Here is a 13404-nt window from a genome sequence, read left to right as displayed (position 1 = left end):
GGGCGGGCGGGGACGCGTGGATGGGCGGGACGTGCGGGCCGGGCGGCGGGAGGCCTCCGGGAGAGGGCGTCCGCCGACCGCCGCGGCGCGGGCCCTTGGGCCGCCGGACGGGAAGCTCAGCCCAGGTGGCGGCCGAACCAGTCCAGGACGCGCCGATACGCCTCGGCGGCGGCACCGGCGTCGTAGCGCGGGCCGGTGTCGTTGAAGAAGGCGTGGCCGACGCCGGGAAACGTCATGATCTCGTGTTCCAGGCACGCCCTCTCCAGGGCGGTTCTGGCCTCCTCGCGGGTGGCGTTGACCCGGTCGTCCAGCTCGGCGTAGATCGCGAGGACGGCGGCCCTCGCCCCTGAGAGGTCGGCGTCGTCGGGAAGCGGGCCGTAGAACGGGACGGCCGCCGAAAGGCGCGGCTCGTCCGAGGCGAGCAGCAGCCAGGTCATGGCGCCGCCGAAGCAGAAACCGATGACGCCGAGCCTCTTACCGGGGGCGCCGCGCTCCAGCTCGCCCAGGGCGGCCTTCATGTCCGAGGTGAGGCGCTCGGGGGAGAGGGCGCCCAGCGCCGCGGTGGCCTGAGCCGGGTCCTCGAAGGAGGCGGTCCCGCCCTCGCGGGAGAGCAGGTCGATGGCGAGCGCGCAGTAGCCGTCGGCTGCCAGGCGCCCGGCGACCGACCGGATGTGGTCGGTGAGCCCGCGGTTCTCGTGGACGACCAGTACCGCGCCTCGCGGGTCCGCGGGCGCCGCCCAGGTGCCCCGGAGGGTGACGCCGCTCTCGGTGCCGGGAAAGATGATCTCCTCGGTCGGCAGGGGCGAGGACCCCGGGGGCGGTTCGCCGCTCGGTGGCCCGGTGGACGCCGTCGCCGTACCGGATTCCGTGGCGGCCGGCGCGGCCGCGTTCCCTCCGCCGCTTTCCCAGGTCGCGAGCAGGGCGACGGCGGCGGGTGCCTCCAGCCCGAGGAGGGTGAGGCGGTGCAGCGCCTCGTGCCGGGGGACAAGCCCCGCCGCGTGGTCGACCGCGACCTCCTCCGCGAGGTACCGGTGAAAAGACGTCACCAGCACACGGTAGGACCGGCGGATGAAAGCCACGGCAAAGCCGGACCACGTGCCGCCACCCGAAAACCGGGTAGCGCGCGACCTCCGGCGAAGGTCCCCTCCGTGGTGACTCACGCGGATTCCACGTGCCCGTGAGGACGCCGTCGGCCTCGCCCGCGAGACATGTCCACTATTGGACACGCTCCCTCGATCTTTTGCGTATTTCTCCATGGTCGGCCGGTTCCGGCCCGTAGATCATGTGAGGGCCGGCCGTGCGCGACCTCGCGTCGCCGTACGCACGCGACGGCACGTGCGGGGATGTACGAGCACAGAGGGTTACAGGCGATCGCAGAGGGTTGAGGTGTCGATGGGCGAGGTTGGAGGGCCGGTCCCGCTCGGTAACCGGCCGGTCTTCGACACCGCGGACCTCGACGAGGCCCGCGAGCTGGTGGCCGGAGTGTTCTGCCCCCACCGGCTGGAGCTCACCGGTGGCACCTCCCGGCTGGCCGCGCGGCTCAACTCGGTCCAGCTGGGCACCGTGCGGGTGAACTACCTGGACTATGGGGCGGACGTCCGCATCGAGCCCGGGGAGCTCGAATCCTTCTTCCTGGTGCAGATCCCGCTGGCCGGGCGCAGCCTGATCCGGTGCGGCGGCCAGGAGATCGTGTCGACGCCGGGTCTGGCCTCCCTGCCGTCGCCGTCGGAACACCTCGACATGCGCTGGGCGGCCGGCTGCCCCCAGCTGATCGTCAAATTCGACCGGCCGGTCGTCGAGGACGCCATGGAGCGGATGCTCGGGGAGCGGCTCGACCGACCGATCGTCTTCGACCTGGGCGTGGACATGACCGCCGGCTGGGCGAGGGCCTGGAAGGCGATGGCCGACCTGATCGTCAGGGAGGCCGAGTACGGCGACGGGCTCGCCGCGCAGCCGCTCGCGATCGCCCACCTGGAGAACGCCATGCTCTCCTCCCTGCTCACCGGGCAGCCGTCCAACTACCTGGAGCGGCTGAACGCCCCCCGGCCCCCCGCACTGCCCAAGGTGGTGCGCCGGGCGATGCGGTACATCGACGACCACGCCCACCTGCCGCTCACGACAGACGAGGTCGCGAGCGCCGTGGCGGTCAGCGGCCGCTCGCTTCAGGAGGGCTTTCGCCGTCATCTCGGCCTGACCCCGATGACCTACCTCAGGGATGTGCGCCTGGGCAGGGTGCACGACGAACTGGCGGCCGGCGATCCTGCCAGGTGCACCGTGACGAAGGTGGCGGCCCACTGGGGCTTCCCGCACCAGGGGCGCTTCGCCGCCCTCTACCGCGCGCGCTACGGCCGGACACCGTCACAGACGCTGCGCGGCGACTGACGGCACTCGGCCCGACCGCGCGCCTCCCGCCGCCGGGCATCCGTCGTCGGCTCCGTGGCGATCCCGTCACGCGTCTCGTGAGACTCGGCGGCCTCGCGCCGATTCCCGGGGTGACCTCGCGGCGCCCCGTGATGACTTCGTCGGTGAGGCTTGCGACTTCCGTGACGACTCCGGGAAGGGGGGCCCGGGGAGGATCCCGCGCCAGATGGATGGAACCCGCGCTGAGCGGATGGCACGGGCGGTGGCGGCCGTCGTACCTTTTCACCAGGCGCCGCTCGATCGTTCCCCGCTTCGGGGAGGCCCACTCAATGTTTCCCCGAAGCTCTCGAAACCTCCTCGAAAGGACACGTCGCCATGCGCAGAATCCTCATCGTCGGCGCCGGTCAGGCGGGCCTCCACCTCGCCCTCGGCCTGCTGCGGAACGGCTACGACGTCACCGTCGTCTCCAACCGGACCCCTGAGGACATCCGCGACGGCCGGGTGATGTCCAGCCAGGCCATGTTCGGCACCGCCCTCGGCCACGAGCGTGACCTCGGCCTGGACCTGTGGGCGGACGGCTGCCCGCCGATCGACGGGATCCAGTTCGCGGTGGCCGGCCCCGACGGGGACCCGGCGATCCGCTGGGCCGCCCGGCTCGACGCCCCCGCCCGCTCGGTCGACCAGCGGCTGAAGATGCCCGCCTGGATGGCCGAGGTGGAGCGGCTCGGCGGGAAGATCGTCATCCATGACGCCACCGTGGAGGACCTGGAGGGCTACGCCGCCCAGTACGACCTGGTCATGGTCGCCGCGGGCAAGGGGGCGATCGCCTCGCTCTTCGAGCGGGACGCGTCGCGCTCGCCGTACCACGCCCCGCAGCGGGCCCTCGCCCTCACCTACGTCAACGGCCTCACGCCGCGGCCCGACCACTCCGCGGTGTGCTTCAACATGATCCCCGGGGTCGGCGAGTACTTCGTGTTCCCCGCCCTCACCGTCACCGGCCCCTGCGAGATCATGGTGTTCGAGGGCGTTCCCGGCGGGCCGATGGACCGCTGGGCGGAGGTCGCCACCCCGGCCGAGCACCTGGCCATGAGCAGGCGGATCCTGGAGACCTTCCTGCCGTGGGAGGCCGAGCGCGCCGCGGACGTCGAACTCACCGACACCGGCGGTGTCCTGTCCGGCCGCTTCACGCCGGTCGTGCGCAGGCCGGTGGCGACGCTCCCGTCGGGCGCCCCGGTCCTGGGCGTGGCGGACGTGGTCGTGCTCAACGACCCGATCACCGGGCAGGGGTCCAACAACGCCGCCAAGTGCGCGGCCTCCTACCTGTCCGACATCCTGGAGCGCGGCGAGCGGCCGTACGACACGGCCTGGATGGAGCGGGTCTTCGAGCGCTACTGGCAAGACGCCCGGCACGCCACCACCTGGACGAACGCGCTGCTCGCGCCCCCGCCGCCGCACGTACTGGAGATCCTGGGAGCCGCCGGCGGGCTGCCCGAGGTGGCCTCCCGTTTCGTCAACGGCTTCGACGACCCGTCCGACTACGCGGACTGGTTCCTGGACCCGGCCGGCGCGGCCGAGTACCTGGCGCGGGCCGGGGAGTGAGGCGGCGTCATGAGATCCCTGCGCGACGCCCTCGGGCAGTTCGCCACCGGGGTGGCGGTGGTCACCGCCGCCACCCCACGGGGTGACCGGCTGGGCGTGACCGTCAACTCCTTCACCTCGGTCTCGCTCGACCCGCCGCTCGTCCTGTGGTGCCTGTCCCGGCGGGCCCCCAGCGCGCCGGCCTTCGCCGAGGCGGAGCGGTTCGCGGTCAACGTCCTGGCCGTCGGCCAGGAGCACCTGTCACGGCGGTTCGCCACGCCGCTGCCCGACAAGTTCACCGGGGTGGAGACCCACCTCGCGCCGGGCGGGGTGCCGGTCCTCGCCGGGACCGTCGCCCACTTCGCCTGTCGCGCGGTGACCACGTACGACGGGGGCGACCATTTGATCTTCGTCGGGGAGGTCGAGCACTTCCGGAGAGGGGAGGGCGACCCGCTGGTCTTCCACTCGGGGAGCTACCGGGCGCTCTCCGCGCCGGACCGCGAGATGGCGCTCTGCGAATCCGGACGGTGATTCAGGGCAGGTCAGCCGGGGTAAGCCCCGAAGATGACATGGGGGAGGTGGATCTCCCGCTGGCCGGTGATCCGGCAGCTCATGGGAGAGGACGGCAGGGGCGACGCCGCGCGTTCCGCGCGCACCGACGCCCTGCGGCCCCGCACCGAGGAGGCCGACGGCGTCGCGCGCTCGGTCTGCCCGTTCTGCGCGGTCGGCTGCGGCCAGCTGGTCTACGTCAAGGACGGCCGGGTCACCCAGATCGAGGGCGACCCCGACTCGCCCATCTCACGCGGGCGCCTCTGCCCCAAGGGGGCGGCGAGCAAGCAGCTCGTCACCCACCCCGGCCGGCAGACGCGCGTCCTCTACCGGCGGCCGCACGGCACGGACTGGGAGCCACTCGACCTGGAGACGGCGATGGACATGATCGCCGATCGGGTGGTGCGGACCCGCCGCCAGACCTGGCAGCAGGAGTACGAGGGCAAGACGGTCCGGCGCACCATGGGCATCGCGAGCCTGGGCGGGGCGACGCTGGACAACGAAGAGAACTACCTGATGAAGAAGCTCTACACCGCCCTCGGCGCGATACAGGTGGAGAACCAGGCCCGTATTTGACACTCCTCCACCGTCCCCGGTCTGGGGGCCAGCTTCGGGCGTGGCGGTGCCACGGACTTCCAGCAGGATCTGGCCGAGTCCGACTGCATCGTCATCCAGGGCTCCAACATGGCCGAATGCCATCCGGTGGGATTCCAGTGGGTGGTGGAGGCGAAGGCGCGCGGGGCGAAGGTGTTCCACATCGACCCGCGCTTCACCCGCACCAGCGCGATCGCCGACCGCCACCTGCCGATCCGCGCGGGCAGCGACATCGTGCTGCTCGGCGCGCTGATCAACCATGTGCTCTCCAACGAGCTGGACTTCCGCGAGTACGTGGTGGCCTACACCAACGCCTCGGCGATCATCTCCGAGGACTTCGAGGACACCGAGGACCTGGACGGGCTGTTCTCCGGATTCGACCGGGAAAGACACGCGTACGACCCGTCGAGCTGGGCCTACGAGCGCGGCGAGGAGGAGGAGACGTCCGACGTCGACGGTGAGCGGATGGAGGGCGGCCCCCGGCACGCCGAGGCGGCGGGTCCCGAGCAGTACGGCTCCGGTGGCGCCGCCGCGCCGTCGAGGCCGCTCACGGATCCGACGCTGCGCCACCCCCGCTGCGTCTACCAGATCCTGCGGCGGCACTTCGCCCGCTACACCCCGGAGGCGGTGTCGCAACTGTGCGGCATCTCCCCGGAGGACTTCGCCGAACTGGCCGAGGCGATCACCGCGAACTCCGGCAGGGAACGCACCACCGCCTGGGCGTACGCGGTCGGTTGGACCCAGCACACCGTGGGCGCGCAGTACATCCGCACGGCCTCGATCCTGCAACTGCTGCTGGGCAACATCGGCCGCCCCGGCGGCGGCATCCTGGCGCTGCGCGGCCACGCGGGCATCCAGGGCTCCACCGACATCCCCACCCTGTTCAACCTGTTGCCGGGCTACCTGCCGATGCCCCACGCCCACCGGCACGAGGGGCTCGACGACTACCTCGCCAAGGCCGGGGCCGAGACCGGCTTCTGGGGCAGGAAACGCTGTTACATGGTGAGCCTGCTCAAGGCGTGGTGGGGCGACGCCGCCACCGAGGAGAACGACTTCCGCTTCGACAACCTGCCCCGCGTCACCGGCGACCACGACCATTTCACCACCGTGATGGGACAGATCGACGGCACCGTCAAGGGCTACTTCGTGGTGGGGGAGAACCCGGCGGTCGGCTCCTCGGGCGGCCGGGCACAGCGCCTGGGCCTGGCCAACCTCGACTGGCTGGTGGTGCGCGACCTGACGCTGGTGGAGACGGCCACCTTCTGGAAGGACGGCCCCGAGCTGGAGACCGGGGAGACGCGCACCGAGGACATCGCCACCGAGGTGTTCTTCCTGCCCGCCGCGAGCCACGTGGAGAAGGACGGCACCTTCACCAACACCCAGCGGCTGCTGCAGTGGCGGGAGAAGGCGGTCGAACCGCGGGGCGACTGCCGCAGCGACCTGTCGTTCTACTACCACCTCGGCAAGCGGATCAGACAGCGGATGACCGACGACGAGATCGACCGGCCGGTACGCGAGCTGACCTGGGACTACCCGGAGGAGGGTGAGCACGCGGAACCGTCGGCGCGGGCGGTGCTGCGTGAGATCAACGGCACCGGCCCCGACGGGCGGGCACTGTCGGCCTACACCGAGCTCAAGTCCGACGGTTCCACCCGGTGCGGGTGCTGGATCTACTGCGGGGTGCACGCCGACGAGGTGAACCAGGCGGCCCGTCGCAGGCCGGCCGGCGAGCAGAACAGGGTCGCGCCGGAATGGGGCTGGGCCTGGCCCGCCAACCGGCGCATCCTCTACAACCGGGCCTCCGCCGACCCCGAGGGCCGCCCGTGGAGCGAGCGCAAGGCGTACGTGTGGTGGGACGAGGAGAAGGGGGAGTGGACCGGGCTCGACGTGCCGGACTTCGAGAGGCACAAGCCGCCCGGGTACGTGCCGCCCGAGGGGGCTCTGGCCGAGGACGCGCTGGCCGGGACCGACCCGTTCATCATGCAGCCCGACGGCAAGGGCTGGCTGTTCGCCCCGGCGGGACTGGCGGACGGGCCGCTGCCGGCTCACTACGAGCCGCACGAGTCGCCGGTGCGCAACACGCTGTACGGGCAGCGGGCGAACCCGGCGCGCCGGACCTATCCGCGCCCGGAGAGCCCCTACAACCCGCCGGGGTCGCCGCGCTTCCCGTACGTGCTCACGACCTACCGGCTCACCGAGCACCACACCGCCGGAGGGATGAGCAGGCCGCTGGCCTACCTCGCCGAACTGCAGCCGGAACTGTTCTGCGAGGTGTCGACGGAGCTCGCCGCGGAACTCGGGCTCGTCAACGGGGGCTGGGCGACGATCGTGACGTCCCGCACCGCGATCGAGGCCCGTGTCCTGGTGACCTCGCGCGTGCGCCCGCTGCGCCTGCGGGACGCGACGATCCACCAGATCGGCCTGCCCTACCACTGGGGCTGGGGCGGCGGCGGCCTGGTCACCGGCGACGTGGTGAACGACCTGATGCCGCTCGTGCTCGACCCGAACGTCTACATCCAGGAGGGCAAGGCCATGACCTGCGACCTGCGGCCGGGCAGGCGCCCCACGGGCAGGGCACTGCTCGACCTGATCGAGGAGTACCGCGATGGCTGAGCGGATGGGGTTCTTCACCGACACGAGCATCTGCATCGGGTGCAAGGCGTGCGAGGTCGCCTGCAAGGAGTGGAACGACGTGCCCGACGACGGGTTCGTCTTCCGTGCCACCTCGTACGACAACACGGGCGGCCTCGGTGCCGACACCTGGCGCCACGTGGCCTTCATCGAGCAGCCGGGCGGGAACGGCAGGGAGGGCATCGAGGGATGGCTGATGTCGTCGGACGTGTGCAAGCACTGCACGCGCGCCGCCTGCCTGGACGTCTGCCCGACAGGGGCGCTGTTCCGCACCGAGTTCGGCACGGTGGTGGTGCAGGCCGACGTCTGCAACGGCTGCGGCTACTGCGTGCCGGCCTGCCCGTACGGAGTGATCGACCGCAGGGAGCGCGACGGCCGGGCGTTCAAGTGCACCATGTGCCACGACCGCCAGCTCGGCGGGCTGGAACCGGCCTGCGCCAAGGCCTGTCCCACCGACTCCATCCAGTTCGGGCCGCTGGAGGAGCTGCGGGCCCGCGCCGAGGAGCGGGTGGAGTCGCTGCACGGCGAGGGCAGGTCGCGGGCCCGCCTGTACGGGGCTGATCCCGACGACGGCGTGGGCGGGGACGGGGCCTTCTTCCTGCTGCTCGACGAGCCCGAGGTGTACGGCCTGCCACCCGACCCGGTGGTCACGACCAGGGACCTGCCCGCCATGTGGCGCTGGGCGGCCGGGGCGGCGCTCTCCATGGTCGCAGTGGTGGCGGTGTCCTTTTCCGGGCGGAGGTGGTCGCGGTGAGGCGCGGCGAGGAGACGATGGTGCCGGGGGCGGAGTTCCGCTCCTACTACGGGCAGCCGATCATCAAGGCCCCGATCTGGCACGAGCCCCACATGCCGCTCTACCTCTATCTGGGCGGGACCTCCGGTGCCGCGTCGGTGATCTCCGCCGTGGCGACGCTCACCGGGCGTGACCGGCTCGCGCTCACCGCCAGGGTCACCGCGGCCGCCGGTGCCGTGGCCGGTGCCGGTTTCCTCGTCGCCGAGCTCGGCAGGCCGGAACGGTTCCTCAACATGCTGCGCGTGTTCAAGCCCACCTCGCCGATGAGCGTCGGCTCCTGGCTCCTGGCCGCGCACAGCGCCCTGACGGCCGTCTCGGCCGCCTCCGCGCTCGTCACCGCCCGCTCCGTCAGGGAGATCCCCGCCCGGTCCATCCCGTGGTTTCCCGCCTGGCCGGCCCTGCGGGTTCCTGCGAGACCTGTCCCGGGGCGGGTTCCCCTCAGGTTCGTCCTGCGGATCCCGGCGCTCCCGGTGAAGATCACCCGTGCCCTGCCCGCGGTCGGTGACGCGGCCGCCTGGGCGGCCGTGGTGACCGGGCCGCTGATGTCGACGTACACCGCCGTGCTCGTCGCCGACACCGCCGTGCCCGCCTGGCACGAGGCCCACCGCGAGCTGCCGTTCCTGTTCGCGGGGAGCGCGCTGGCCGGTGCGGGCGCCGTGGGCATGCTGGCCACCTCGCGCCGCGAGGCGGGCCCGGCCCGCGTCACCGCGATGCTGGGGGCCGCCGTCGAGACGGTCGCGGGCGCGGTGATGGAGCACCGGCTCGGCCTGGTCGGCGAGCCCTACCGGCTGGGCAGGCCGGGCCGCCTGATGCGGACGGCCCGAGCCCTCACGGTGGGCGGCGCCCTGCTCGCCACGGTCGCCGGGCGCGGCCGTGCCCTCGGCGCGCTGTCCGGCCTCGCCCTCACCGCGGGCGCCCTCTGCACCCGCTTCGGCGTCCTGGCCGTGGGCAAGGCCTCGGCCGCCGACCCGAAGTACACGGTGGTGCCCCAGCGGGAGCGCCTGAGGAGACGGGCGGACGAGAACTCCTGACCGATGGCGTCTTTTACCGGTCTTCCCGTTCGTCGTTATCGGGGGAGCGGCACCATGAGAGGTCACGAGAAGGAGGAGATGTGAAGTACATGCTGTTGATCTGCGGCGACGAGTCCGCGGAGGCCCACGCCCAGGACGGCTGCGGCGGATGGTCGGAGGAGATGGAACGCCGCGGGGTGCTGCGGGGCGGCGCGGGGCTGCGGCCACCGGCCGACGCCACGACCGTCCGGGTGCGCGACGACGCGGTCCTGCTCTCCGACGGCCCGTTCGCCGAGACCAGGGAGCAGATGGGCGGATTCTGCCTGATCGAGTGCGCCGATCTCGACGAGGCCATCGAGATCGCCTCGAAGCACCCGGCCTCCGGCTACGGCTCGATCGAGATCCGGCCGCTCCTGCCGTCGTGACCGGGGCCGGCGTGACGACGGAGGTCGAGGCCGCGGTCGCCCAGGCGTTCCGCGACGAGTGGGGGCAGGTCCTGGCGACCCTGATCCGGATCACCGGCGACTGGGACCTCGCGGAGGAGTGCGCCCAGGACGCCTTCGCGCTCGCCCTGCGGCGCTGGGCCGGGGACGGGGTCCCGCGCAGGCCGGGCGCCTGGCTCACCACGGTCGCGCGCAACCGTGCCGTCGACCGGCTGCGCCGCGAGGCGGTCGGCGCCGCCAAACTGCGAGAGGTGGCCGTCATGTCGTACGAACCCGAGCCGGAACCCGCGTGGGAGGACGACGGCGTGCCGGACGACCGGCTACGGCTGATCTTCACCTGCTGCCACCCGGCGCTGGCCATGGAGGCCAGGGTCGCGCTCACCCTGCGTACCCTGGCGGGGCTGACCACCGCGGAGATCGCGAGGGCGTTCCTGGTCGGCGAGCAGACGATGTCCAAGCGTCTGCTCCGGGCCAAGCTGAAGATCCGGAACGCCGGTATCCCGTACCGGGTGCCGCCCGCGCACCTGCTGCCGGAGCGCGTGCCCGCCGTGCTGGGTGTGCTGTACCTGCTGTTCGGCGAGGGATACTCGGCCACGGCGGGTGCCGACCTGCTGCGGCCCGACCTCAGCGCCGAGGCGATCCGGCTCGCCCGCGTCCTGACGCGGTTGATGCCCGACGAACCCGAGGCGGCGGGGCTGCTGGCGCTGATGCTGCTGCACGACGCCCGCGGCGCCACCCGGCTCGACGCGGCCGGTGACCTGGTGACCCTGGAGGAGCAGGACCGCGGCCTGTGGGACACCGCCGCGATCGCCGAGGGCGAGGCGCTGCTCGACCGCGCCCTGCGGCGCGGCAGACCGGGCCCGTACCAGGTGCAGGCCGCCATCGCCGCCTGCCATGCCACCGCGACCGACGCGGCCGGCACCGACTGGGCCCAGATCGCCGCGCTGTACGGGCAGCTCGCGCGGTTCACGCCGTCCGCGGTGGTGGAGCTGAACCGGGCGGTGGCGGTGGGGATGGCCGCGGGACCGGCCGCGGGACTGGAGTTGGTGGAGGCGTTGAGGGAGTCGGGGGCGCTGGCCGGATATCACCTGCTGCCCGCGACCCGGGCCGACCTGCTCCGCCGCCTGGGGCGCGCCGCCGAGGCCGAGACCGCCTACCGCGAGGCGCTTGAGCTGGCGGTGACCGACGCCGAACGTCGCTACCTCGGCCGCCGACTCGCCGAGGTGGCCGGTTCGTAGCGTTGGGAGTGTCCGTCGGAGCCGGGCTCGTTCGTCGGTAGCGCGAACACCTTTCCGGGAACCTGGAAAAGAGGACACCGATGGATATATCACTAGGCGTGGCGATGTCGCGCGACGACACCTGGGGCACGCGATCGGGGGAGCGGCGATGAGGAAGGCCACCGAAAGCGAGGTCAGGAAGGCGATCGCCGCCGAACGCCGCGACCTGGCCGACGTGCTCACCGGCCTGCCGGAGCGAAGGTGGGACGAGCCGACCCTGTGCGCCGGTTGGCGGGTACGGGAGGTCGTGGCCCACATGACGATGCCGTTTTACTACTCGACCGCACGCTTCATGATCGGGATGCTCAGGGCACGGGGAAACTTCAACAGGATGGCCGACCGGAGCGCCCGGCGTGAGGCGGCCTCCCTGTCGTCCGGCGAGCTGGCCACGCTGCTCAGGGAGAACGCGGACTACGCGTGGAAGCCGCCGGGCGGTGGATTCGAGGGCGCGCTGACCCACGAGGTGATCCACGGCCTGGACTTCACCGTTCCCCTGGGGCTTGACCGGCTCGTCCCCGAGGATCGACTGCGCATCGTCCTGCAGGGCTTCGAGGCGTCGAAGAGCCTCAGGTTCTTCGGTGTCGACATCCGGGGAATCGAACTACGCGCCGACGACCTCGACTGGTCCATCGGGGACGGCACGCCGATGTACGGGGCCGCGCAGGATCTCATCCTGGTGTTGTGCGGCCGGAAGCTGCCGGAGGGGCGGCTGCGCGGCGAGCCGAGCCACCGGTTCGTCGCATAGAGGTCATCCGGGTCGGGGCAGGTCAGCGCAGTCTCACGGTCGGCCCCTCCCGGGGGACGAGCTCACCGATGACCGGTGCACCGGGGATCTCCCCCGCCACGAGCAGGCCGCCTGAGGTCTGGGCGTCGGCGAGCAGCAGCAACTCCTCCTCGTCGAAGCGGCCAGGATCCAGGTGCGGCGCCACCCACGCCAGGTTGCGCCGGGTGCCGCCGCTGACGTAGCCGTCCCGTACGGCTTCGCGGGCCCCGCTCAGGTACGGCACGGCCGCCACGTCGACCACCGCCGTGACGCCGCTCGCCCTGGCCAGCTTGTAGAGGTGGCCGAGCAGGCCGAACCCGGTCACGTCCGTGGCGCACCCGGCGCCCGCGGTCAGCGCCGCCCGGGAGGCGTCCCTGTTCAGGGTGGTCATCGCGGCCACCGCCTGCGGGAAGACCTCGCCGGTCGCCTTGTGCCGGGTGTTGAGCACGCCGACGCCGAGCGGCTTGGTCAGGGAGATCGGCAGGCCCGCCCGGCCGCCGTCGATGCGCAGCAGCCGCTCAGGATCGGCGAGCCCGGTGACGGCCATCCCGTACTTCGGCTCGGGATCGTCGACACTGTGGCCGCCCGCCACATGGCAGCCTGCCGCCCGCGCCACCTCCAGGCCGCCGCGCAGCACCTCCCCGGCGAGTTCCATCGGCAGCGTGTCCCGGGGCCAGCCGAGCAGGTTCACCGCCACCAGCGGCTCCCCGCCCACCGCGTACACGTCCGACAGGGCGTTGGCGGCCGCGATCCGCCCCCAGTCGTAGGGGTCGTCCACCACGGGGGTGAAGAAGTCCGCGGTGGCCACGATCGCCCGGCCGCCCTCGACGCGGACCACGGCGGCGTCGTCGCCGTCGTCCAACCCGATGATCAGCTCACCGTTGAGATCCTGGCGCGGTCCGTCCGCCTCCCGCAGCAGTCCCGCGACGACGGCCTCCAGCTCACCGGGCGGGATCTTGCAGGCGCAGCCACCCCCGTGCGCGTACCGGGTGAGCCGCACCGAGTCCCGCCCGGGAGGAGAGGCGCCCCGCTCCACAGTGCTCTCCGCCATGCCGCGTCTCCCCTGGTAGATCGGCACGCCGCCGTCCGGCACGCCGTCCCGGTGCACATACCCGCTCGCGGGTATGTTCTCCCCCGGAGGTGTATGGGCGCCTGGTGGCCCCCGCGGTCTTCAAAATCGTTGAGGCCGAGGTCCTCGGCCTGGCGGGTTCGATTCCCGTCCGCCTCCGCCATTCAGCGTGCAGGCCTGACGTCTCCTCCGGCATGTCAGGAAGGGCCGCGGGGGGGGCGGGGGGGGGCCCCCCCCCCCCCCCGGGCGCGGGGGGGGGGGGGTAGGGGGGGGGGATACCCCCAAAGCGCACGCGCAGATGTTGGATGGGGCGGCCCCCCCCAGCGCCCACGCCCC

The 13404-nt window shown here is 72.5% G+C and carries 11 protein-coding genes and 1 tRNA gene; 10 read left to right on the top strand and 2 right to left on the bottom strand.

Translation table 11 applies throughout. From position 1 onward, the window contains the following. Positions 1-116: 116 nt before the first annotated feature. Positions 117-1046, bottom strand: coding sequence for a dienelactone hydrolase family protein (locus tag ACIBH4_RS35460; RefSeq protein WP_362506213.1), 930 nt, complete (start codon positions 1044-1046; stop codon positions 117-119). 346 nt (positions 1047-1392) lie between these two features. Between ACIBH4_RS35460 and ACIBH4_RS35455 the strand changes: the two genes are divergently transcribed. The 9 genes from ACIBH4_RS35455 (at position 1393) to ACIBH4_RS35415 (ending at position 11981) form a co-directional block, all read left to right on the top strand. Continuing rightward, positions 1393-2382 carry an AraC family transcriptional regulator gene (locus ACIBH4_RS35455; RefSeq protein ID WP_362506216.1) on the top strand — a complete coding sequence of 330 codons (990 nt, stop codon included), beginning with the start codon at positions 1393-1395 and terminating at the stop codon, positions 2380-2382. A gap of 354 nt (positions 2383-2736) precedes the next feature. Next, positions 2737-3960 (top strand): styrene monooxygenase/indole monooxygenase family protein, encoded by a 1224-nt coding sequence (locus ACIBH4_RS35450; RefSeq protein WP_362506219.1) that lies wholly within the window; start codon positions 2737-2739, stop codon positions 3958-3960. A gap of 9 nt (positions 3961-3969) precedes the next feature. After that, positions 3970-4470, top strand: coding sequence for a flavin reductase family protein (locus ACIBH4_RS35445; protein ID WP_362768057.1), 501 nt, complete (start codon positions 3970-3972; stop codon positions 4468-4470). A 33-nt stretch (positions 4471-4503) separates the two neighbouring features. Continuing rightward, positions 4504-7695, top strand: a complete 3192-nt coding sequence (gene fdh, locus ACIBH4_RS35440) for a formate dehydrogenase (protein ID WP_362506225.1) — start codon at positions 4504-4506, stop codon at positions 7693-7695. Continuing rightward, positions 7688-8467: a 4Fe-4S dicluster domain-containing protein gene (locus tag ACIBH4_RS35435; RefSeq protein WP_362506228.1), complete on the top strand. Its 780-nt coding sequence runs from the start codon at positions 7688-7690 to the stop codon at positions 8465-8467. Before fdh ends, ACIBH4_RS35435 begins: the two co-directional genes overlap by 8 nt. Further along, entirely contained in the window at positions 8464-9537 is a 1074-nt protein-coding gene (nrfD, locus tag ACIBH4_RS35430; RefSeq protein WP_362506231.1) for an NrfD/PsrC family molybdoenzyme membrane anchor subunit, read from the top strand. Before ACIBH4_RS35435 ends, nrfD begins: the two co-directional genes overlap by 4 nt. Before the next feature lie 89 nt (positions 9538-9626). Beyond that, positions 9627-9941 (top strand): YciI family protein, encoded by a 315-nt coding sequence (locus tag ACIBH4_RS35425; RefSeq protein ID WP_362506343.1) that lies wholly within the window; start codon positions 9627-9629, stop codon positions 9939-9941. An 11-nt stretch (positions 9942-9952) separates the two neighbouring features. Then, entirely contained in the window at positions 9953-11197 is a 1245-nt protein-coding gene (locus ACIBH4_RS35420; protein ID WP_362506234.1) for an RNA polymerase sigma factor, read from the top strand. A gap of 148 nt (positions 11198-11345) precedes the next feature. After that, positions 11346-11981 (top strand): maleylpyruvate isomerase family mycothiol-dependent enzyme, encoded by a 636-nt coding sequence (locus tag ACIBH4_RS35415; protein WP_362506237.1) that lies wholly within the window; start codon positions 11346-11348, stop codon positions 11979-11981. Between the two features lie 22 nt (positions 11982-12003). On the opposite strand, the gene selD is transcribed toward ACIBH4_RS35415, so the two are convergent. Further along, a complete protein-coding gene (gene selD / locus ACIBH4_RS35410) occupies positions 12004-13050 on the bottom strand; it encodes a selenide, water dikinase SelD (RefSeq protein WP_362768060.1) in 1047 nt (348 codons plus the stop codon). 85 nt (positions 13051-13135) lie between these two features. Here selD and ACIBH4_RS35405 point away from each other — a divergent pair. Further along, a tRNA-Sec gene (locus ACIBH4_RS35405) sits at positions 13136-13231 on the top strand. The last annotated feature ends 173 nt before the right edge of the window (positions 13232-13404 follow it).

Source organism: Streptosporangium sp. NPDC050284 (genome assembly GCF_044459525.1).
Taxonomy (GTDB): Bacteria; Actinomycetota; Actinomycetes; order Streptosporangiales; family Streptosporangiaceae; genus Streptosporangium.
This window is presented reverse-complemented; position numbering and strand designations above follow the sequence as displayed.

What these genes read in the sequence shown, in the direction of transcription:
- ACIBH4_RS35455 (WP_362506216.1), top strand. Translation starts at nt 1,393, where the DNA reads ATGGGCGAGGTTGGAGGGCCGGTCCCGCTCGGTAACCGGCCGGTCTTC.
- ACIBH4_RS35450 (WP_362506219.1), top strand. Translation starts at nt 2,737, where the DNA reads ATGCGCAGAATCCTCATCGTCGGCGCCGGTCAGGCGGGCCTCCACCTC.
- ACIBH4_RS35445 (WP_362768057.1), top strand. Translation starts at nt 3,970, where the DNA reads ATGAGATCCCTGCGCGACGCCCTCGGGCAGTTCGCCACCGGGGTGGCG.
- ACIBH4_RS35435 (WP_362506228.1), top strand. Translation starts at nt 7,688, where the DNA reads ATGGCTGAGCGGATGGGGTTCTTCACCGACACGAGCATCTGCATCGGG.
- ACIBH4_RS35425 (WP_362506343.1), top strand. Translation starts at nt 9,627, where the DNA reads ATGCTGTTGATCTGCGGCGACGAGTCCGCGGAGGCCCACGCCCAGGAC.
- ACIBH4_RS35415 (WP_362506237.1), top strand. Translation starts at nt 11,346, where the DNA reads ATGAGGAAGGCCACCGAAAGCGAGGTCAGGAAGGCGATCGCCGCCGAA.
- selD (WP_362768060.1), bottom strand. Translation starts at nt 13,050, where the DNA reads ATGGCGGAGAGCACTGTGGAGCGGGGCGCCTCTCCTCCCGGGCGGGAC.